The sequence below is a fragment of the Niallia sp. MER 6 genome (genome assembly GCF_023714395.1).
GTDB lineage: Bacteria > Bacillota > Bacilli > Bacillales > Cytobacillaceae > Niallia.
On the sequence record NZ_JAMAUK010000008.1, the window covers coordinates 150110 to 171638 of the forward strand.

The window sequence follows — 21529 nt, forward strand, 5'->3', positions numbered from 1 at the left end:
TAGTTTTATTCGCAAATTTCCTCAAATTTTCTCGGTTTACGTGTAAAATTCAAAATATTTTCTTTATTCCAATGTTGAAAATGGTTAAAATGAAACTAATCACCAAAGTAAAAGGAGTTAATCATGCTTCCTACAACCATTTTTCAACTAAACCACCTCACTGAATTTTATCAATTTCTTGCTAGTTATAATGATCCGGCAGCTGGCAAAAAGGTAAAGGATTTAATTAATAAGATCCATGAAGGAGATTTTATTTTTACCTTTTGCGGCCATTATTCTGCCGGCAAATCAAGTTTAATAAATGAACTTATGGGCAAGAGTCTTTTACCGAGCAGTCCTATTCCCACTACAGCTCATAAAATCAGGGTAAAACATGGAGCAGACTCTGTTAGAGTTGATTTCACAGAAGGCTCGCCTCTGTTATTTCCCAATTGCACAGACTTAAAATTAGTGGACAGCCAATTGAATAACAAGGAGTTAATTAATGGTGTTGCCTTAAATGTAAGCGATATCGAATTATCAGCCAATATCGTCTTTGTCGACACACCGGGAATTGACAGTATTGATAAAGCTCATATGCTTGCAGCAGAATCAAGCATCCATCTGTCAGATGTTCTCTTTTATGTCGTAGAATATAATCATGTTCAGTCTGAAATTAATATCGAATTTACGAAACAGCTTGTAGACAGCGGGAAAAGTTTTGTTTTAATTATCAATCAGATTGATAAGCACCGAGAAGAAGAAATCTCTTTTGAAGCATTTAAGCAAAGTGTAGAGCATGCTTTTATATCTAGTGGGGCAGTGCCTGAGAAGATATTCTACACTTCCATCAAAGACATGGACAAAAATAAAAATGAAATCAGCATGCTGAAACAATATATAGCAGAGAAAATAGCAAATAAACATTCCTTAGCAGAAGCCTCTGCAGATCAATCGTTTTTAAAAATAAAAACAGACCACAGCAATACAATGACAAGACGGAAAAAGAAAAACCTGGAAGCAGCAAGCCTGCCTCTTGCGGCAATAAGCGAGGAGCAAATAGAAAAATTAGAGCTTGAAATGGAGAATCTTAACCTGAAGCTTCAACGTCTAGTCAGTCGTAAGGAGCAGCAGGCAGAGTGGGAAGCAGAGTTTCTTTCTATTATAAAAAATGCGTATATTATGCCTTATGCAAATAGAGAGCTTGCAGAAAGCTACTTGAATTCCAAAGATAAGAAATTTAAGCTTGGACTTTTCTCCAGCAAACAAAAAATCAAAAACGAACAGGAAAAAAGATTATCAGAATTTCATGGAGTTTTGGTTAAAACAGTCCAGTTACAGCTGCTCGGCCCAATGACAGAATTTTTTAGTTCTATTGCCGGAAAAGTGGGCGGTGATGCAGGTGCATTTAAAGAGCAATATATGACAGAATCTATGTTTATTTTGGAAATGACAGCTCTGCAATCACTTGTGAACCCAAATGCACAAATGTCAGAAACATATTTGCTCCGCTATTGTGAAGAGGTCGAAGATTACATAAAAAGCAATGTAAAAAAAGAAGCGATTAAGCTGTTTTCTATCTTAGTAAGCGAGCAGGATGAGCTCACAAAACAAGAGGAGCTTGCCTTGGCAGAACAACAGCAAAACCTCGAAACCTTACTAGAAGCAAAACAGAAAATTGCTGAAATAAACACAAGCTGGGATACATGGAAAAACCGCTTAACAGAACTGATGGAGGAGCGGCGAGAAGATGAAGAGCCTCATTATTTGCAGCTGATTGAAAAGCCAGCAGAGCCGATTGTCCAGCAAATAAATCCTGTCAACGCAGCACAACCGACTCAAAGAAAAAGACAGGCGGAAGTCCGGCCTAAAACAGAAACAGTATTAACGAAGCCGGAGGAAATGATAGAACAGCTTGCATTTGTTTCTGAAGCATTAACAGGATTAACAGGTTTTAAGGAGGTTGTCCGCAATCTAGAGCGAAGAGCAGATACCATTCGCAATAAACAATATACCATCTGCTTATTCGGTGCTTTCTCTGCAGGGAAATCGTCATTTGCTAATGCCTTGCTTGGACATCCTTTACTGCCAGTGTCGCCTAATCCGATGACAGCAGCCATTAACCGCATCCTCCCTGTTGATAGAAACAATCAGCATGGTAAAATGGTTGTCTTTTGGAAAAGCGAGAGTGAGATATTAGGTGAGCTTCAAGATTATCTGCAAGTGTTTCATGAAAAAGCCGAGTCTTTGCAAGCAGCTTTGCTTGCCATCGGAAATATCAAAAAAGCAAAATCCCCGTCTTCGGCGAGTCACTTTCGCTATTTAGATGCTTTTTCTGAAGGGTATAAAGCACGTAAAGAATCACTAGGTACGGTCACAACAGAGGATATGAAGAAACTGGAGCACTATGTATCGGTTGAAGCTGTATCTTGCTTCATTGCGAAAATTGATGTGTACTTTGACTGCAGTTTGACAAGAAAAGGCATCGTATTAGTCGATACGCCTGGCGGAGATTCCATTAATACAAGGCATAGTGAGCTAAGCTTTGAATACATGAAGGCAGCTGATTCTATCCTGTACTTATCTTATTATAATCACGCGTTTGCTAAAGCAGATCGGTCCTTTTTGCTTCAATTAGGAAGAATGAAAGATTCTTTTGAGAAGGATAAGATGTTTTTTATTATGAACGCTATTGACTTGGCTAAGGATCAAGAGGAATTAGATCTTGTCTTTGATTATCTTTATGAACAGCTCGAGCATTATGGAATTAGAAATCCGCGTATTTTCCCAGTTTCCAGTCTCTTTAGCGGTGATGAACCATATAAAGGTCAAATGGAACATTTTAAAGCGAGTCTGCTCCAATTCATTGAGGATGAATGGCTTCCGTTTATGCTGAAAGCAGCAGAAGCAGACTGTTTAGCTGGCATACATATGTTGGAGGACTTCATCCTGACATCTGAAACAGAGCATGAGAAGCAAAAGGAGCAAATGGAGCGGTGGAAAAGGGAAGAACAAGAACTTCGCTCCCTCCTTGTTCAACAGAAGCATTCTTATTTAAATAAAAAGCTGAAAGCAGAAATAGATGAGCAGGTTCATTACTTAAAACAGAGAATATTCCTGCAGTTCAATGATTGGCTGAAAGAAGCGTTCCACCCTGGCCTGCTTAAAGGCGAAAGCCGAAAACAGGAAGGAGAAAAAGCGTTGGATGATTTCCTTATGCAGCTTAGCCATGAAGTGGAGCAAGAGCTGAGGGCAGTCAATTTACGAAGTGAGAATTACTTTTATGCGCAAAGAAAAGAACTTTTTGAACAGTCGATTAAAAGCATTCGCCAAAAAAATAAAGAAATCATCCTGCAGCTTGATGATACAAAAAGATTGGAAGATGTTTTAACCCATCTGGCTCCATTTAGAACATTTGACAGAGCGCTTTTTAAAAAAGCATTATCTTATTATAAAAACCCGAAAGCTTTCTTTGAAAAAGGAGACAGAAAATACCTTGCCGAAGAAATAAAAACCGTAATCGAAAGCGATGGCTATACTTTTTTTGAAACAGAAAAAGAGCGGCTATTTAATTATTTTAATGACTGTTTGGAAGAAGAAAAACAAGCAATGGTTCAAACCCTCCACAGACAAATGGAGGAATATTACAGTGGGAAAGCAGAGCTGTTCCAAAACGAAGCAACCCGTATTAACATGAAAAATGCACTGCAAGCAATTAAAGACAGAAATGTATTAACATATGCTAACAGTAGGTAAGGAGGAAAGACCAGATGGAGTTTGTAGTGGAGGCAGATTGGCTTGTGCAAAATTTGTCCAGTCCAAATATAAGAATTATTGATTGCCGCTTTAGTCTGGCAAATCCTGATGAAGGACAGAAACTGTATGAGTCTGATCATATTCCTGGCAGTCTGTATTTCGACTTGGAAAAAGATTTGTCAGGACCAGTCAAAGAGCATGGGGGCAGACACCCGCTTCCAGATGTGGAGCTGTTCACAGAAAAACTTGCACAGGCAGGTATTAGTAATAGTACAACTGTTATCGCCTATGACAACAAAGAAGGTGCATTTGCAGGAAGACTGTGGTGGCTTTTAAACTATATGGGACATAAAAATGTATATATATTAAACGGGGGAATGCAGGCATGGCTCGAGATTGGCGGCCCCATTACAGCAGAGATTCCTGCTTATGAATTATCACATTTTGTTCCTGATGTGAATAGGAGTATGGCAGCAACTTATGAAGAGGTTAAAGCTTTCGTTCGTGAGCCAAGTGATGCGACAGTATTAATTGATTCAAGAGAGCATAAAAGATTTACAGGTGAGATAGAGCCGATTGACAAAAAAAGCGGGCATATCCCGGGTGCAATCAATAAAGTATGGACAGATGGTTTAGTGAATGGAAGATTTAAAGATGCACAGCAGCAAAAGCTGCGCTTCACTGAATTGGACGAAAAAAAGCAGTATATTGTGTATTGTGGATCAGGCATAACCGCAATTCCTAACTATCTTGCGATGAAATCAGCTGGATTTAAAAATGTGTCCCTATATCCGGGCAGCTTCAGTGATTGGATTTCCTATGATGATAACAAGGTTGACGTTTTAAAATAAAAAAAGACCACAAAAAAGGATAGTCGCAGGATTATCCTTTTTTGTGCTCACTTGTCAATGGAAAAACGCACTAGCTTAAATTTGATTGGAATTCTGTTATAATAGAGTAGACTAAATGAATAGGAGCGATCTATTTGAATACAGAAAAACAGCCATCCCTGCTGCTAGTTGATGGAATGGCCCTATTGTTCCGGGCTTACTTTGCAACAGCTGTTACAGGGCAATTTATGATAAATTCAAAGGGGTTACCAACAAATGCAATCCACGGGTTTGTTAAACATTTTTTTACAGCGGTAGACCATTTTAATCCAACACATGTTGCAGTTTGCTGGGATATGGGAAGCAAAACATTTCGGACGGAAATGTATCCTGACTATAAAGCGAACAGATCGGAAGCACCAGTAGAATTGATGCCGCAATTTAATATTGTTAAAGAAGTGGTGGAAAGCTTTGATATTCCCAATATAGGTGTTGTCGGTTTTGAAGCAGATGATTGCATCGGTACAATTGCCAAAAAAATGAAGGGGTCAGCTCATGTAACGATATTAACAGGTGACCAAGATATTCTGCAGCTGCTTGATGATCATATTTCAGTAGCTCTTGTAAAAAAAGGATATGGCAATTATTTAGTGCATACACCAGATAGTTTTTATGAGGAAAAAGGGATTCAGCCTAAGCAGATGATTGACTTGAAGGCCTTGATGGGTGATACGAGCGATAATTATCCGGGAGTAAAAGGGATTGGAGAAAAAACAGCTTTGAAACTGCTTCAGAGTCATGCAAGCATAGAAGGAATATTAGAGAATCTTGTTTCACTGACAAAAGGTCAGCGTGCCAAAATTGAAGCAGATTTGGACATGCTCCATCTCAGCAGAACATTGGCAGAAATTAAATGTGATGTGCCAGTGGACTGTCTTCTTGAGGAAAGTCTGTATCAAATCACTCCAGATAAAGCAATTGCCAAGTTCAGAGAATTAGAATTCAAGCATTTTGATCGTCTCGTTCAGAAAAAAGACGAGGCTCTCGCATAAGGAGAATAGTAGCAGGACCGTATGTACGGTCCTGTTTTTTATTTTGTGTTTTTCTTTTTTGCCGCGTTTTCCAGCTTGCTTTTCGGTGCAGGCGTCTGATCAGCATCTTGTCCATAGCCTTGCGGATTTACGCCGCCTGCTGCTGTGCCTCTGTTTCTATCCTTGCTCATGAAATTTCACCCCCTGCTTATGTTGGAATCGACCATTTGGTAATAAATAATCATTTGTAGTATTTGCAGGATGGAATAATCTAAACATATTTCATGAAAACTAATCTTGAGGTGACGATATGAACAAAGGTGTTTACATTGCTTTAACAAGCATCGGATTGGCTCAATTTTTGAAAATTCCCATTCATTATGTAAAAACAAAAAAATGGGATAACCGCCTGTTTTTCCAAACTGGCGGAATGCCGAGCTCCCATTCTGCTGGAGTATCATCCTTAACGACGTTTATTGCATTAAGACGAGGCGTGCCGACCATTGATTTTGCCTTATCACTTGTATACGGGCTAATTGTTATGTATGACGCACAAGGAATCAGGCGCCAGACTGGAGAGCTGACACTGAAAGTCAATGACTTGGGAGACTTGATGGAAAAGCTGAAAACAGATGAAAAGGTTCCATTTGAGGAAAAGCAGCCGCAACGCTTAAAAGAAATGCTTGGCCATCAGCCAGAGGAAGTGGTTGGAGGCGCTCTACTGGGTGTTTTGATGGGAACATTAGGGCATATAGTACTAAAAAAAGATAGAAATATGTCGAAGAATAAAGTAACATGGAAATAAGATGAAATTCGGGAGGATTGGGCGAAAGGTGAAGACAGTTGAAGAGTATTTGCTGTTTTTAGAAAGCAAAGGCTTTTCGTTCGGGGAAGATGCGGTTGGCTTTATTTACTTCGGAAAAGCTTATACAAATGCAGCAGATGAGTTAATTAACACAGCTATTGAATGCACCCTTAAAATCCAGAAGCATTTTGATGGCAGCTTTTATATGTCACTTCTTGAACGCTTTGTAAAAGCGCAGGTGACAACAAGAAAAGAAGCATTAACATACTTGAAGGATGAACAGCTATTCCCCCTATAATAGGGGGTTTTTTACTTAGATTATTCTACTCAAAAGGATTTGCTATAGGGAGTTGCAATATTAGCGACAGCAAGAAAAGAATCTTAACCTCATGAGTTTTGCATATCATTCGGATTATTTTTGCGTATTGCCAGTCGGGCTAATTCATCCGCTGTTTTATTTTCCGCACTTGGAATCCATTTCATAAAAAATAAGTCTAGCTCATCTGCCATAAGAAGTGCTTCTTCGAGAAGGGGAGAGAATTTTTTGTTTTTAGCAAACCTTTTTTCTACAGCTCTGTCGACAAGCTCAGAGTCTGTCCGAAAGCTGACTGTCCGATAGTTCTTTTCTAAACAGATCTTAAGACCGTGAATCAGCGCATAGTATTCTGCCTCATGATTGCTCATAGACCCAAGCGGCACAGAGTATTTTTCGGCGCTCCCATGCCCTTTAATGAAGATGCCAGCACCGCTCGGACCAGGATTTCCAGCACTTGCACCATCGATGTAGACTTCTATCATTTCTAAACCTCCAAATTATCTGGTATTATTATTCACAGTGGACTTGAGCTTTAAGCTATAAAAGTTAGCCAAATTACATAACATTATTTTATATGGATTTTAACTTAGTAACCATTTTATTATACCGTTTAACATTTCTAATGAATAGAATCTAATATAGAAGGGGCGCTTTTTAGATGAAATATAAGCTTGAATACAAATACCGCTTAAAAAAAGAAGAGGTTTTTTTCACCTCTGACTGGATGGCACAAAGCACAGCCATTTTAATTGGGGAAGATATGGAGAAAAACAAAAAAGGCGTGGATTTGACTTACTATGATGAAAATGGAACGGAATGGAGCTTGAAGGAGCTTATTAAGCTGAATGCTGAAGTGGAAGAGGAGCCCCATGATTTTGTCATTTATTTTGACGGCGGGTATCGAAAGCAAACAAACACAGCTGGGCTTGGAGTTATCCTTTATTTCAACCAAGGCAAAAAAAAATATCGCATTCGGGCTAACGAATTATTTCATGATATGGAAAACAATAATGAAGCAGAATACGCTGCTTTTTATCACGCCTTGAATCTGTTGGAAGAATTAGAAGTCAAAGGAGCAACATGTGAATTTAAAGGTGATTCACAAGTAGTTTTAAATCAGCTGTCAGGAGAGTGGCCATGCTACGAAGAAGCTCTAAACAAGTGGCTTGACCGCATTGAAAAAAAGCTTTCTGATATGAAAATAAATGCTAAATATACACCGATTGGCCGCAATGAAAATAAAGAGGCGGATAAATTGGCTACCCAAGCTCTTGAAGAGAAGCGGATTTATAGCAAAATGCAAATAATTTAACGTACATGTTGCATGCCAATCATGTTAGAAAGAGGAGAGAATGCCTTGTGACGGATAGAAAAAAATGGCTGCTGCAAGCAGAAGAGCTTATAAATGATTATTGTAAAGGCTGTTTTTTATATGAGCATAACAAAATAGAAAAAGGTAAAAGGCAGGCACACCGTTTTTGTATTTCAGAATGTACAGTCGGCTTAGAAATAAAAAAATTCGGAGATATGCTGGCAGGAAATTATAAAGAGGAAGATAAAAAGAGCTGACAAAATGCCAGCTCTTGGATATTGTTGCTCTAAGTTTTTATTATAGTTTAACTACGTTAGCAGCTTGAGGTCCACGATTTCCTTCAACGATTTCGAAAGAAACTTCTTGACCTTCTTCTAGTGATTTGAAACCGTCACCTTGGATAGCTGTGAAGTGTACGAATACATCGTCTCCACCTTCAACTTCGATGAATCCAAAGCCTTTTTCGTTGTTGAACCATTTTACTTTACCGTTTTGCATGTTAAGTTTCCTCCTAAGCCTTTCAAGACACATTAGTGCTGAAAAATAAATATTCTCATAGAACAAAATAATAATAGAAAGTAATTTTTCAGAATTTTGTTAAATGATGTCTATAATATACACGATTAACCCAGTAGAGTCAAGGTTTCATAGAGTTTTTTCATAAAAAGTATTTTTGAGCTCGAAACAAAAGAAAACGGATACACGACAGTGCTTGTTTTCTTGTGAATATTAGTGTAAAAGAATATTTTTAAGTACATAAATCATCTTTTACAACATATCCATATAATGATAAGTAAAAAGGATTTGTTTATAATAGGACAGCTGTAGACAGTTGTCTGCTTTTATGCTTTTTTGCGAAGACAATAAAAGAAGGTGACAAGTATGTATCGATTTTCGATTGAAAATGCTAACTGGATTTTGCGTTTTTCGCCTAATATTGTATTGGAAGATGAAAGCAAGCAGGCTATTGTCAAAAGCATCCTTCAATTAGGCAAGGAGCTGACCACCTTTTCTCACGGTGAATCCTTTGTTATTATGAACAAAAATATCGGATTAATTGTATTTATGGTAGAAAAAATCCCTTCGCTTATATTGACGGTCTCCAATATTGTTGAAAGGGATAAATGGTATGTACAAACAGAAAAGCAAATCAAAAAATACGGCTTTGAACCAGGCAAAGAGGAATCTTTCTAGAAGGAACAAAATTCCTGTTCGTGAATGAAGATTGATTGGAGACTCCTACTCAAATTTGTGAGGAATTCCGAAGACACTATAGCTCCCTTTATTGCACAAAGAAAAAGCTGCTTTTATAACAAAGTTTTTCATCAGTCACCCCCCGGTAAAAGGCCGGTTTTTTTTATGGATAAAAATGAAAGGCTTATCATAAAAAAAACATGTGGAAATAGGAGGGAAACCATTGAAATGTCGGTGAAAATGTGTTTTTATTAACATGATAAAAAGACTTATTTTTTCTGGATTAGATGCTCGTCCATCAAACCAATGGAGCAAAAAATTTACAAGGGAAGATTTTAAAAAATGATTGAAACGATTGTAAAGAACAGTCAAAGTCCGTATTATGAAATTTCTAAGGAAGATCAAGTGATATTGAGTCCGTTTGCTGGAACAGTCAAGAAGGTTTTTGTTCAGGAAAAAGCATACTTTTATGAGTGGGAAACAATTTTGACAATCGAAACCGATCAAGGAGATTTGAAGGAGATCGGAGTTCCATTCAGCGGTTGTGTAGTATCATTGTTTGTGAAAACTGGAGATGAAATTTCAATTAATGGGAAGTTGGTTTCTTTACAGGATGATCTATTAGTTACAGGTTGTGATTGACCAATGCTAATAAAATCTCTAAAAAAATATAAAATAGGCTACCGTACTTTCAAGACTGCTGTTGCTGTCAGTTTGGGAATTACCGTTGCTCAATTATGCAGCCTTGATTTTTTCGTATCTTCTGCTATCATTACGATTCTTTGTGTGCAAAATTCTAAAAAGAAATCATTGCACAGCGCTTTTGCGAGATTCATAGCATGCATGCTTGCGATTCCGTTTTCCTACGTGTTTTTTGAGCTGATTGGTTATAAACCGTATGCGATTGGACTGTTACTCCTGTTATTTATCCCTGCAACTGTTTTGCTGAGAGTAAATGAAGGCGTCGTAACAAGCACTGTCATCATCCTTCATATCTATTCAAATGGCCATATGAACTGGGATGTCATTCAAAATGAGTTCATGCTCATTGTAATCGGAATTGGCGCAGCGCTGTTAGTCAACAGCTATATGCCGAGCCTCGACAAGGAAATGAAGGTATACCAGCAGAAGATTGAAAAGGATTTTCAGGAAATGCTTCAAGGGATGGTTGAGTTCCTGCGTTCTAATGAGTCAGCTTTCGATTATAAATTGAAGCTGATGCAAACAGCGAAGGAAGTACAGATTGCCAAGTCGCTTGCATACAGGGATGTTGAAAATCATTTTACCCGAAAAGAAAACTATTATTATAAGTATTTTACAATTAGGGAAAAACAGCTAGAAATAATAGAAGGACTTTTCGCGAAGGTAACGACAGTAAACAGGCTTCCGGAACAGCGCCATTCGATTGCTAATTTCCTGGAAGAACTGAGTCTTTGCATACATCCTGGTAATACAGCACAGCTTTTCTTGAGCAAGCTTGAAAAGCTAGAGGAAGAAATAAGGATGCAAGCATTGCCGCAGGATTGGGATTTGTTTGTAGAACAGGCTCAGCTCTATAATGTGCTGAAAGAGCTTGAACAGTATTTGAAAGTGAAAAAATCACTCAAAGTAGCTTATAATTGATATAATAGAAATGAAAAAGATTCTACCTGAACATGCATGTCTCTTTAGAGAAAATGAGATGTTTAGGAGAATCTTTTGTTTTGATAGCAAAAAGCTCAAGGCTAAGCATATAAAAAAGGTGATAACATGAAGTTAATACTTGCTGAAAAACCATCTGTGTCAAAAAATATTGCAGATGCATTAAAAATAAAAACCAAGCAGGACGGTTATTTTGAAGGAAATGGCTATATTATTACATGGGCATTCGGACATTTACTGCAGCTGAATGATGCAAAAGATTATGATGAAAAGATGGCAACATGGAAGATGGAAAACTTCCCGTTTATACCGGAGAACTTTAAATATAAAGTAAAAAGTGACCCTCGTAACCGAGATAAGCCTGATAGTGGTGCGCAAAAACAGCTGCGGATTATCCATCAGCTTATGAGAAGAAAAGATGTCACCGCGATTATATCGGCTTGCGACTATGATCGGGAAGGGCAGATTATCGGAGACAGTATAATTTATAATCTTCGGACAGACAAGGAAGTTTACCGACTGCTTCTGAATGAATGGACACCGGATGAAGTGTTGAACGGTTTACAGCAAATCAGGTCAAACAGTGAAATGAGGCCATTGCAGGATGCTGGTGTGAGCAGACAATGGGCGGATTGGCTCATCGGCATTAATCTTACCTCTGTTACAACATTGAAATATCAGAAGGGGAAAGGAAAAGCCCTTAATATTGGCCGCGTCCTCCTTCCAACCTTAAAAATAATCTATGATCGAGATAAAGAAATTCGCGAATTTGTGCCAGAGGATTATTTTAAGCTTCAAGGCACATTCTTAGCTGCTGAAGGAAAATACACAGGCATTTATACTGTCGGCAAAGAGGACAAGTTTAAAACAAAGGCAGAACTCGAGCAAATACAACAGGAAATAGTAGGAAAGAAGGCTGTTGTGGCAGACAAAACCGTCCAGAAAAAGAAAGAGTATCCTCCGTTGTTGTTCAACTTGTCTAATCTGCAAGGGTATATTACGAGCAAATATAAAGGCTGGACTGCAGATAAAGTATTGAAGGTGGCCCAAGGTCTTTATGAAAAGAAGTATATAACCTATCCAAGGACGGCAAGTATGGCACTAGAGGAAAGCTTGATCGGCAAAACTGCAAAGGTAGTCAGCGCCATTTCAGCGAACTTACCGTATAAAGACGATATTAAATTTTATGCATCCAAAAGAGTTTTTGATAATAAAAAAGTCGAAAGCCATAGCGCCATCATACCAACTTATCTTATTCCAAAGAAGCTGACTAAGGATGAGGAGCAAGTATATGAAGCAATTAGAACAAGGCTGTTGATGCAATTCATGCCTGTTGCTGAATATGAAGAAACGAGAATTGTCACAAAAGTGTTAGATGCAAATTTAAACGGTGTGTTTCATACAAAAGGCAAAGTGCAGCTTGTTGAAGGATGGAAAAAAGCGGAGAACATCAAGTCAAAGGATGTCCTTCTTCCATTTGTAAGCAAAGGAGAAGAAGTGGACATTAAAAAGATGGAAACAACTACTCATACGACACAGGCACCAAAGGAGCATACCGAAAAAACACTGTTGCGCTTAATGGAAACATGCGGAAAAAACTTCGATACTTCAGGCGATACGGAAGAAGATGTCGTTTCCATTTTAAGCGGGTTCAGTATCGGAACACCTGCCACCCGTGCAGAGACCATTAAGAAGCTAAAGGATATCGGCTATATAGAGGCAAAAGGGAAGAACCTTAACTGCACCGACTTAGGCAAGACACTTGTTGAAACATTCCCAATCAAGGAATTGTTTAACCTCGATTTCACAGGTCGGCTAGAGAAGTCTCTGTATGATATTGAAAAAGGTAAATACACGAAAAGCGCATTTTTGCAGCTTATTGGTGAATTCACTAGAAATTCCGTTGAAAAGATTAAAGGGGAACAAGCTGTTACCATTCAAGAGGTTTCGTATACAAAAAAAACCATAGAGAATCTTGGCACGTGTCCTGTTTGCGGTCATAAAGTAATCGAGGGGCAAAAAGGCTACGGCTGCAGCAATTGGAAACAAGGCTGTAAGTTTGTAATCTGGAAGAATGACAAGTTTTTGGCAGCATTAAAGAAAAAACCGACAAAAACAATGGTGAAGTCACTGCTTAAAAAAGGGGAAGCAGAAGTTAAAGGACTGACAAGCAAAAAAGGAAATAAATTTGACGCTGTATTAAAGTATGTCAAAAATGAGGATAATGATTATTTCAGCTGGCAAATGGATTTTTCCAGCAAGAAATAAGCAAGCGATCTCCTGCCTAGTTAAGAACATGTTGTTTTATGTTCGAACCAATAGGGTAAGTGCTTGTTTCCTTAATTCTTATATAGTAAAATGCATAAAGGATATTTTCGTTCTTGCGTGTTTGGCAATAAGCCAAAGCGAAGGACAAGAGCAGTTGTGAAACTGCTCTAGTTTTGCCAAACATGGCAAGTGTTTGAGAGTATATGCAAAATTAGGAGGGTCATATATGCCAACACCCAGCATGGAAGACTATATCGAACAAATTTATAAATTAATAGAAGACAAAGGATATGCAAGAGTTTCCGACATTGCAGAAGCCTTGTCCGTGCATCCCTCCTCTGTTACAAAGATGGTTCAAAAGCTAGATAAGGATGAATATCTTGTATACGAAAAATATAGAGGGCTGATACTAACCCCGAAAGGCAAAAAAATCGGACAAAGGCTAGTTTATCGGCATGAGCTGCTAGAAGACCTTCTACGTATCATCGGCGTAAAAGAAGAAAATATTTATGAAGATGTGGAAGGCATTGAACATCATTTAAGCTGGGACGCAATAGATCGTGTTGGAGATTTAGTCCAATATTTTCAGGAAGATAATAAAAGAATAGAGGAGCTTAAAATTATCCAGCGAAAAAACGAGGAACTGGATTAATTAAGGCGAGAGACATTTTTTATTGAAAACCCCCTTTGTCAATAAGGTGTGTCTCTATGTCTAGCCCCTCTTACATAATAACGATTAAATCAGCGGGTATTCCGCAAAGGTATCCTCAATAATAAGCGCTTGTCCATCTTCATAGCTTGCCTCACAAAGCCTTACACCATCGAGCAAGCCTTCTTCTGCTTCAAGCAGTGCTTTTCTGTAAGAAATAATCCGTTCATTTGATGTTTTAAAGCTTATAATCTCACCTAAGTAATTTCTTTCGACAGCAATGATTGTTTCCACGTTTTTTATCCATCCTTTCGCTAAAAATCAAAATCATCGATTAGTATGTGCGAAAACAGAAAAAATAATCATGAAACTTTTACCAAATGTAATCGTATTAGTAAAAAGTAAGCCTAATAGATGAAAAGAGAGGGATTAAACTTATGAGCAGATATTCCTTGGAGGACTTTGTAGAAAAAACCGAACAGCAGGATAAAGGTGAAGGACTGTTTGAACTGGAAACACAGCGGATGCTGGAAGTGAATTTAGAGGAAATGGTTTGGGCAAAAGCTGGCAGCATGGTTTCCTACATGGGAAACATTAAATTTACAAGAGAAGGCATTCTCGAACACGGCTTAGGCAAAATGTTCAAAAAAGCTTTAACAGGAGAAGGAGCTTCTCTTATGAAAGCAGAAGGACAAGGGAAATTATATCTTGCAGATCAAGGTAAAAAAATCACAATTCTTCATCTGAATGGTGAATCGATTTTTGTTAATGGCAATGATCTTCTTGCATTTGAGCCAACTGTAAAGTGGGATATTAAGCTCATGAGAAAAGTTGCCGGAATGCTGTCCGGAGGTCTTTTCAACATTCATTTGTCTGGAAGAGGGATGATTGCCATCACTTCTCATTATGAACCTCTCACATTGAAAGTGACACCAGCAAAACCTGTTTTCACAGACCCGAACGCAACTGTTGCATGGTCTGGTAACCTGCAGCCCGAATTTGTGACAGACGTTTCGTTAAAAACCTTTTTCGGAAGAGGAAGCGGTGAATCCATCCAAATGAAATTCAGCGGTGAAGGATTTGTCGTAATCCAGCCATTTGAAGAAGTTTATTTTTCTGACAGCAACGGCTGATTTACATAACAAAAGAGGATTTGGCTTTCCAACAATTGTTTGGAAGCCAAATCCTCTTTTATGTAACACGAGCCTTTCATTTCCACTCATACGGTGTTTCTTGGTATACATAGTAATTGAGCCAATTAGAAAACAGCAAATGTGCATGAGAACGCCATATATTAAGCGGTCTTCTGTTTGGGTCATTGTTTGGAAAATAATGAAGCGGCAGATGTATATCTAGTCCCTTCTCTTTATCCCGTTTATACTCTTCAGCAAGTGTTGATGAATCATACTCTAAATGGCCGGTTATCATAATCTGTTTGCCATTATTTCCGCTGATAATTAATGCACCGGCTTCATCAGATGCAGCGAGCAGCTGGAGTGATGGATGTTCATCAATTTCACGGATTTGGACATTAGTGTGTCTTGAATGCGGTGCAACGAAGCTGTCGTCAAATCCGCGCAGCAGCTTTTCAGACGGTTTAAGGACTTCATGGGAATAGATACCGTAGCATTTTTGATCAAGTTCATATTTCTTAATGCCGAAATGATGGTATAAAGCAGCTTGGGCGCCCCAGCAAATATGCAATGTGGACGTTACATTTGTTTTCGTCCAGTCCATTATTTCTGTCAGCTCTTCCCAATACTGAACATCCTCAAAATTCATCAGTTCAACTGGTGCTCCCGTAATAATCATGCCATCATATTTATTACCTTTAATGGCTTGGAAATCAGTGTAGAATTGTTCTAAATGGTTCGGACTTGTATTCTTAGAGTGATAGGATGCTGTGCGCAGCAGCGAGATATTGACTTGCAGCGATGTATTACCTAGAAGTCTAAGAATTTGTACTTCTGTTTTTTCTTTCTCAGGCATTAGATTAAGAATTAATATATTCAATGGTCTAATATCTTGAGCCTTTGCTCTTGTTTCATCCATTATAAAGATATTTTCTTCTTCGAGAATTTCCCTTGCTGGCAGCAGCTGAGGAATTTTAATAGGCATAATGGTTCGCCTCCTGTTTTTTCCTTTTTTCTTCATGTTGTACAATTGTTATGCCTTATTTTCCAAGCTGGAATAATTAATAGAACAATAAGCAAAGCTATCGTTGTATTCCGAGTATTTCATAAACTTAGATTAGTTAAATAATGTATAAACATATAGCCTATTATAAATATCCTTTCGGTTTGCCGCAATATAATTGCTGAAATGTATGAAAATAAGTTTTTTTCAGCATATTTCCCCTTGGGTGTTCTTGCTGTTTTTCTATGCTGGCAAAGGTAAAAACGAACATTTCAGATATTTCCTTTTAATTTTATTCGTTCATCTGTAAAATAAGATTATTGGCAAAATAATGCTGTACATAGATTTTTTAAGATGAATATATTCATACGAAATGAAAATTAAATTTTATAAAGGCGGGAAAATAATGAAAACAGATATAGAAATTGCACAGCAAGCAACCATTCATCCTGTTCTCGATATTGCGAAGAGGTTAGGTTTAACAGAGGATGACTTAGAACTGTATGGAAAATATAAAGCGAAAATCTCTTTTGATAAGCTGGAGGAATTAAAAGATAAACAGTCAGGCAAACTCATTCTTGTCACGGCAATTAACCCGACACCTGCAGGAGAAGGGAAATCAACAGTTACAGTAGGCTTAGGTGATGCCTTGCAAAAACTTAATAAAAAAACAGCTATTGCAATGAGAGAGCCGTCCCTTGGGCCAACGATGGGAATAAAAGGGGGCGCTGCAGGAGGTGGCTATGCTCAAGTTTTGCCGATGGAGGATATCAATCTTCATTTCACTGGTGACCTTCACGCCATTACAACAGCCAACAATGCATTAGCCGCAATACTAGACAATCATATTCACCAAGGAAATGAGCTGAGAATTGACCAAAGACGGATTGTCTGGAAACGTGCTGTTGACTTAAATGATCGTGCTTTAAGAAAAGTGGTTATCGGGTTGGGCGGTCCTCTTCAAGGTGTGCCAAGAGAGGACGGTTTTGATATTACGGTTGCATCAGAAATAATGGCAGTGCTTTGTCTGGCACATGATTTAAATGATTTAAAGAAAAGACTGTCCCAAATGGTCATTGCCTATAATATGGACAAACAACCTGTAACAGTCGGCGAGCTTGGTGTGGAAGGCGCACTAACACTGTTGTTAAAAGATGCCATTAAGCCGAATCTTGTGCAGACAATTGAACATACACCTGCTATCATCCACGGTGGTCCGTTTGCCAATATCGCCCATGGGTGCAACAGTGTGATTGCCACAGCTGCCGCAAGCAAGCTTGCTGATTATGTTGTAACAGAAGCTGGCTTTGGCGCAGATCTTGGTGCCGAAAAATTCTTGAACATTAAAGCCCGCAATGAACAAATTAATCCGGAAATCGTTGTGATTGTCGCAACCATCCGAGCATTGAAAATGCATGGCGGTGTGGCGAAGAGTGATTTGGCAGCGGAAAATACAGAAGCTTTAAAAAAGGGATTTGCCAACCTGCAAAAGCATGTGGATAACATTAATCAGTTTGGACTACCATTTGTTGTGGCGATTAACCGTTTCTATACAGATACAGAGCGTGAAATCGAAGTGCTAGAAGAGCTGTGTGCAAGTCAGAGTATCCCCGTTGCTTTAACAGAAGTTTGGGAGAAGGGTTCCGAAGGCGGACTGGAGCTTGCTCGCAAGGTTTTAGAAATTATGGAACAACAAGAAAAGAATGAATTTAAACACTTATACAGCTTAGATGCTTCTATTGAGGAGAAAATCGACACTATTGCCACGAAAATATACGGTGCGAGCCATGTCGAGTTCAGCACAAAAGCAAAAAAGCAAATCAAGGATTTCCAAGCGTTCGGCTGGGGTAATCTCCCTGTTTGTATGGCGAAAACGCAATACTCTCTTTCAGATGACCCAAGTCTACTTGGGAGACCGAGTAACTTTGCAATCACAGTAAGAGAACTAAAACCTAGCATCGGAGCAGGTTTCCTAGTTGCCTTGACAGGAGATGTAATGACAATGCCAGGCTTGCCGAAGCAGCCAGCTGCTTTAAAAATGGATGTGAATGAGGACGGAAAAGCAATCGGCCTCTTTTAAAAAGGAGATTAATATATGTTTGACCCAACTGCTTATGATAATTTAAAAACGGTTGTAGAAGGACAGCTTTATGATAGGGATCTTGAAGGTACAATCGACATCTTAAATCGCAAAGACATTTTAGATACCAGTACAATGTCCAGGGAGTTTCATCTTGTGTTTGCCTTAAGAGGGCAACAAAATGCTCAAATTACTTTGTCGATGTATGCTTCCCTGAAAAACTTAGCAGCAGAGCTTTTAGAGCTTGAGGAGAAAATGCATTTAATAGGAGCGAAAATTCGTTTGACGATACATGTCAGACATAAGAATAATCAAGAAACAGTTTGGATGCTGCAGGACTTGCTGCAAAGAGTATGGGGAGCGGAACATGTTATTAAGCAGGAAATTCGTGTTGATCCCTTCCGTTCTGATAATATAGTAAATAATCATATCTCCATTGATTTCAGCAGATTAGTTACAGAAGGCGATATGGATGATTTAGTCAGCATGACTGATTATATGCTCGCAACATTGGCTGGCTTGCAGAGGCAGAAGGTGCTGATTGATTTGGACAGGAAGGGAATGATAGGATGACTGTTTATGATTTTGAGGTCAAAAAAATTAATGGCGAAGAAGTTTCACTGAATGATTATAAAGGGAAAGTGCTTGTTATCGTCAATACTGCGAGCAAGTGCGGATTTACTCCGCAGTTCAAAGAGCTTCAATCGATTTTTGAGGAGTACAATGATAAAGGCTTTGCTGTGTTAGGATTTCCTTGTAATCAGTTTATGAATCAAGAGCCTGGGGCTGAGGATGAAATTCTTGAATTCTGCGAATTGAATTATGGCGTTACCTTCCCGATGTTTGCAAAAGTTGAAGTGAATGGCAAAAATGCCGATCCTCTTTACAAGCATTTAAGTAATGAGGCGCCTGGTGCAATGGGGCTGAAGGCGATTAAATGGAATTTTACTAAATTTTTAGTAGACCGTTCTGGTAAAGTAGTTAAACGGTATTCTCCAAATGCTTCTCCGTATGAAATGAAAGAGGATATTGAAAAGTTATTATAAGAAGAAAACGGGAAGAATGGATTACTCTGTTCTTCCTTTTTTATAACAAAAGGAGGGAGCAGTTTGGCTAAAATCGGGATAGATGCTGGCGGTTCCATGATTAAGCTTGCATTTGAGCAGAACGGACGAATTCATTTTAGAAAATATCCTAATGCTCAAACAGATACTGCACTAAAGTGGTTGAAGCTTTTTGAATGGAATGATATAGCCCTTACTGGAAGCAAGGCTGCTTATTTAAAACAAGCGTTTTTTCCTGATGCCTCCATTCTTCCTGAATTTGATGCTGTCTGTACTGGAGCAAGATGGCTGAAGGATAGGGAATATCCTCATGTTAATGACGAATTCCTGCTTGTTAATATCGGAACTGGTACTTCATGGTTTAAGGTTAGCAAGAAGGGTCATTCGCGGGTTTTAGGAAGCGGAATTGGCGGGGGAACAATCATGGGACTTGCAGAATTATTAACTGGAGTTCAGGATTTTGCAAAAATTACAGAGCTTGCTTCTAAAGGCAGCAAGAATAAGATCGATGTTCTTGTGAAGGATTTATATGAAGAGGATATTGGTATCAACGGAAGCTTGACTGCGAGTAATTTTGGCTATGGAAATACATTGGATGGTAGCAAGGAAGATAAATTATCGTCTCTTTTTCAAATGACAGCCGAAACGATTGTTCTAATGTCACAGCAGGCTGGCACTATTCATCAAATAGACCAGATTATCTATGCGGGTGGAGCCGTTTCAGTGAATATGCCTTTGCAAAAAAGCATTTCTTCCTTTGATTATTTATTTCCAAAGAGTCAGCTGTTTCTGCAGGATGGCCAGTTTTGCGGTGCTTGTGGTGCACTACTTTCTGTCTAAAAGAAATCAAGGATGATGGCATTTGTATAGAAAAAGACTTAACAACAGTCCATACAAATGCCATCATCTAACATGACAAATTAGCGATACGAAAACAAGCGGAATATCGCTCCTCTTCTGACTGGTGCTTCCTTCGTCGCTTTATCCTCTTCGTCTTTGCTTTTCCTTGTACCATACGTGTGTACGTAAGGCTGATTAGCAGCAGCGGTAAGGGCAGCAATCTGTTCTTTTTGTGTCTCAATAAATTCATGCTGCTGATCCATTTGCTCCTGTTGCTTTTTCAATTGTTGAACAAGCACTGAATTGAAGTTGATTTGCAGCTCAAGCTGTTCTTTTACTGTTTTCAGCTCTTGAAGCATCTCTTCTGACGGCTTCGCTACTTGCTGCTGCAAGACTTGCGGCTCCGTGTCGGTCAGCACATCTTCAATTTCTCGCAAAGATAATTTATCTTCATTACGCAGCTTTTTAATCTTTTCCAATACTTCCATTGCGTTATCATCGAAATAGCGGTAACCGTGTTCGCCGACAATCGCCGGAATAACTCCTTTCAGCTCTCTAAGCCAGTTGCGCACAACACCAGGACTTTCTTCAATTGCAACAGCTGCTTCCTTAACGCTTAATAAAATTTCCTCCGTAGCAGAAGCGACTCTCTCTTGTTCCATCATTATGCTTCATCACCTTTCGTTTTGATAGAATAAATGAACGAAGAACAAATAAGTTTTTCGACTTTAAATACTAGTTCGCTATTTTAAAAAAATCTCCTTTAGCGAGGTTTGTCTAGTTTTGTTGATTAATAGTTTCTGTTATTTTATGATAATATCTTTACAATAATTTCCAAGCATAATACGATAGAAAATAGGATTGGAAAGGGTTATTGCTAAATAAAATGAAAGGAAGGATTATGTTTTCCATCCATACAATATGAAGAAAAAGGTGATTCGCTAAATGACAATCCATCAAACGATTGCTGATATACAGATTGTGGAGTACGAGGATCGGTTTGCTGCTGAAGTTGCGAAGATGTGGAACAAAAGCAAGGAGGCTTGGGGCGGCAGTGTAAAAACAGAAGAACAAATAATTGATCAGCATCGCAGCACAGATAATCTGCATACTTTTTTAGCCGTACATAACGATGAGGTGGTAGGATACTGCGGGCTGTCTGTGTATAAAGAAGATGTTGGTTCGTTATATATCCCGCTGTTAAATGTTCGACCCGATTTCCATGGGAAAAAGGTTGGTAAACTGCTGCTTCTTCATGCATTACAAGCAGTTATTAATAAAAAATGGCCACGGCTCGACTTATACACATGGGCAGGTAATACGAAAGCGGTCCCCCTTTATAAGCGCTGCGGTTTTTTCTGGGAAGATGAAGACAGCTATACTCACTTAATGAACTTTATTCCAACCATATTAAATGACAAGCTGCTCGCTCCTTATATGGCTAAAATTGACTGGTACAAGGACATGCTGCGCACGATGGAATTAAAGCCAGATGGAAGGAATAAAATGTACCCTATAGAGTAGACACTTAAAAAAAGTCTACCTATAGGGTATTTTTTTGTATAATTATGTAACACAACTAGAGAAACATGGAGACGGAGAAAATAATGAGTAAAAAGATTTTCACA

24 protein-coding genes are annotated in these 21529 nt (G+C 38.6%); 18 read left to right on the top strand and 6 right to left on the bottom strand.

What is annotated here, in order from left to right:
• The first annotated feature begins 123 nt into the window (after nucleotides 1–123).
• The 3 genes from M3600_RS12960 to M3600_RS12970 all read left to right on the top strand — a co-directional run bounded on the left by M3600_RS12960 (nucleotide 124) and on the right by M3600_RS12970 (nucleotide 5617).
• Nucleotides 124–3735 carry a dynamin family protein gene (locus M3600_RS12960; RefSeq protein ID WP_251646316.1) on the top strand — a complete coding sequence of 1204 codons (3612 nt, stop codon included), beginning with the start codon at nucleotides 124–126 and terminating at the stop codon, nucleotides 3733–3735.
• A 14-nt stretch (nucleotides 3736–3749) separates the two neighbouring features.
• Nucleotides 3750–4586, top strand: a complete 837-nt coding sequence (locus M3600_RS12965; RefSeq protein WP_251646317.1) for a sulfurtransferase — start codon at nucleotides 3750–3752, stop codon at nucleotides 4584–4586.
• Between the two features lie 176 nt (nucleotides 4587–4762).
• Complete coding sequence (locus tag M3600_RS12970) at nucleotides 4763–5617, top strand: 5'-3' exonuclease (protein WP_233314725.1); 855 nt, start codon at nucleotides 4763–4765, stop codon at nucleotides 5615–5617.
• 38 nt (nucleotides 5618–5655) lie between these two features.
• On the opposite strand, the gene sspL is transcribed toward M3600_RS12970, so the two are convergent.
• The gene (gene sspL / locus M3600_RS12975) at nucleotides 5656–5787 is read right to left on the bottom strand and encodes a small, acid-soluble spore protein L (protein ID WP_233313411.1); all 132 of its coding nucleotides are present in this window, start codon (nucleotides 5785–5787) and stop codon (nucleotides 5656–5658) included.
• Nucleotides 5788–5906: 119 nt separating this feature from the next.
• Between sspL and M3600_RS12980 the strand changes: the two genes are divergently transcribed.
• Nucleotides 5907–6401 carry a divergent PAP2 family protein gene (locus M3600_RS12980; protein ID WP_233313412.1) on the top strand — a complete coding sequence of 165 codons (495 nt, stop codon included), beginning with the start codon at nucleotides 5907–5909 and terminating at the stop codon, nucleotides 6399–6401.
• Nucleotides 6402–6429: 28 nt separating this feature from the next.
• Complete coding sequence (locus tag M3600_RS12985; RefSeq protein ID WP_233313413.1) at nucleotides 6430–6699, top strand: DUF6123 family protein; 270 nt, start codon at nucleotides 6430–6432, stop codon at nucleotides 6697–6699.
• Between the two features lie 89 nt (nucleotides 6700–6788).
• Here M3600_RS12985 and M3600_RS12990 read toward each other — a convergent pair whose 3' ends face one another.
• Entirely contained in the window at nucleotides 6789–7199 is a 411-nt protein-coding gene (locus tag M3600_RS12990; RefSeq protein WP_233313414.1) for a reverse transcriptase-like protein, read from the bottom strand.
• Between the two features lie 176 nt (nucleotides 7200–7375).
• Here M3600_RS12990 and M3600_RS12995 point away from each other — a divergent pair, with 176 nt between their 5' ends.
• The gene (locus M3600_RS12995) at nucleotides 7376–8029 is read left to right on the top strand and encodes a reverse transcriptase-like protein (protein ID WP_251646318.1); all 654 of its coding nucleotides are present in this window, start codon (nucleotides 7376–7378) and stop codon (nucleotides 8027–8029) included.
• A 47-nt stretch (nucleotides 8030–8076) separates the two neighbouring features.
• Nucleotides 8077–8286 carry a zinc-finger domain-containing protein gene (locus tag M3600_RS13000; protein WP_233313417.1) on the top strand — a complete coding sequence of 70 codons (210 nt, stop codon included), beginning with the start codon at nucleotides 8077–8079 and terminating at the stop codon, nucleotides 8284–8286.
• Between the two features lie 40 nt (nucleotides 8287–8326).
• On the opposite strand, the gene cspD is transcribed toward M3600_RS13000, so the two are convergent.
• Nucleotides 8327–8527, bottom strand: a complete 201-nt coding sequence (gene cspD, locus M3600_RS13005; RefSeq protein WP_009791749.1) for a cold-shock protein CspD — start codon at nucleotides 8525–8527, stop codon at nucleotides 8327–8329.
• 384 nt (nucleotides 8528–8911) lie between these two features.
• On the opposite strand from cspD, the gene M3600_RS13010 reads away from it, so the two are divergent.
• The 5 genes from M3600_RS13010 to mntR all read left to right on the top strand — a co-directional run bounded on the left by M3600_RS13010 (nucleotide 8912) and on the right by mntR (nucleotide 13784).
• Nucleotides 8912–9223, top strand: a complete 312-nt coding sequence (locus M3600_RS13010) for a hypothetical protein (RefSeq protein WP_233313419.1) — start codon at nucleotides 8912–8914, stop codon at nucleotides 9221–9223.
• 342 nt (nucleotides 9224–9565) lie between these two features.
• A complete protein-coding gene (locus M3600_RS13015) occupies nucleotides 9566–9865 on the top strand; it encodes a hypothetical protein (protein ID WP_233313421.1) in 300 nt (99 codons plus the stop codon).
• 3 nt (nucleotides 9866–9868) lie between these two features.
• The gene (locus tag M3600_RS13020; RefSeq protein WP_233313422.1) at nucleotides 9869–10846 is read left to right on the top strand and encodes an aromatic acid exporter family protein; all 978 of its coding nucleotides are present in this window, start codon (nucleotides 9869–9871) and stop codon (nucleotides 10844–10846) included.
• Nucleotides 10847–10972: 126 nt separating this feature from the next.
• Nucleotides 10973–13132, top strand: a complete 2160-nt coding sequence (locus M3600_RS13025; RefSeq protein WP_237941640.1) for a type IA DNA topoisomerase — start codon at nucleotides 10973–10975, stop codon at nucleotides 13130–13132.
• Nucleotides 13133–13358: 226 nt separating this feature from the next.
• The gene (gene mntR, locus M3600_RS13030; protein WP_233313426.1) at nucleotides 13359–13784 is read left to right on the top strand and encodes a transcriptional regulator MntR; all 426 of its coding nucleotides are present in this window, start codon (nucleotides 13359–13361) and stop codon (nucleotides 13782–13784) included.
• A gap of 84 nt (nucleotides 13785–13868) precedes the next feature.
• Here mntR and M3600_RS13035 read toward each other — a convergent pair whose 3' ends face one another.
• Nucleotides 13869–14075 carry a hypothetical protein gene (locus M3600_RS13035; protein WP_251646319.1) on the bottom strand — a complete coding sequence of 69 codons (207 nt, stop codon included), beginning with the start codon at nucleotides 14073–14075 and terminating at the stop codon, nucleotides 13869–13871.
• A 143-nt stretch (nucleotides 14076–14218) separates the two neighbouring features.
• Here M3600_RS13035 and M3600_RS13040 point away from each other — a divergent pair, with 143 nt between their 5' ends.
• Entirely contained in the window at nucleotides 14219–14914 is a 696-nt protein-coding gene (locus M3600_RS13040; RefSeq protein ID WP_233313428.1) for an AIM24 family protein, read from the top strand.
• A 76-nt stretch (nucleotides 14915–14990) separates the two neighbouring features.
• Here the strand turns inward: M3600_RS13040 and metA are convergent, their stop codons facing one another.
• Nucleotides 14991–15899 (bottom strand): homoserine O-acetyltransferase MetA, encoded by a 909-nt coding sequence (metA, locus tag M3600_RS13045; RefSeq protein WP_251646320.1) that lies wholly within the window; start codon nucleotides 15897–15899, stop codon nucleotides 14991–14993.
• A gap of 424 nt (nucleotides 15900–16323) precedes the next feature.
• On the opposite strand from metA, the gene M3600_RS13050 reads away from it, so the two are divergent.
• From M3600_RS13050 to M3600_RS13065, 4 genes are all read left to right on the top strand, one after another.
• Entirely contained in the window at nucleotides 16324–17997 is a 1674-nt protein-coding gene (locus M3600_RS13050) for a formate--tetrahydrofolate ligase (protein ID WP_251646321.1), read from the top strand.
• Nucleotides 17998–18012: 15 nt separating this feature from the next.
• Nucleotides 18013–18570: a hypothetical protein gene (locus tag M3600_RS13055; protein ID WP_233313432.1), complete on the top strand. Its 558-nt coding sequence runs from the start codon at nucleotides 18013–18015 to the stop codon at nucleotides 18568–18570.
• A complete protein-coding gene (locus tag M3600_RS13060) occupies nucleotides 18567–19043 on the top strand; it encodes a glutathione peroxidase (protein ID WP_237941636.1) in 477 nt (158 codons plus the stop codon). Before M3600_RS13055 ends, M3600_RS13060 begins: the two co-directional genes overlap by 4 nt.
• A gap of 63 nt (nucleotides 19044–19106) precedes the next feature.
• Entirely contained in the window at nucleotides 19107–19901 is a 795-nt protein-coding gene (locus M3600_RS13065) for an acetate and sugar kinases/Hsc70/actin family protein (RefSeq protein WP_251646323.1), read from the top strand.
• 80 nt (nucleotides 19902–19981) lie between these two features.
• On the opposite strand, the gene M3600_RS13070 is transcribed toward M3600_RS13065, so the two are convergent.
• Nucleotides 19982–20566 carry a MerR family transcriptional regulator gene (locus tag M3600_RS13070; protein WP_233313436.1) on the bottom strand — a complete coding sequence of 195 codons (585 nt, stop codon included), beginning with the start codon at nucleotides 20564–20566 and terminating at the stop codon, nucleotides 19982–19984.
• Between the two features lie 280 nt (nucleotides 20567–20846).
• Here M3600_RS13070 and M3600_RS13075 point away from each other — a divergent pair, with 280 nt between their 5' ends.
• A complete protein-coding gene (locus M3600_RS13075; protein ID WP_251646324.1) occupies nucleotides 20847–21425 on the top strand; it encodes a GNAT family N-acetyltransferase in 579 nt (192 codons plus the stop codon).
• The last annotated feature ends 104 nt before the right edge of the window (nucleotides 21426–21529 follow it).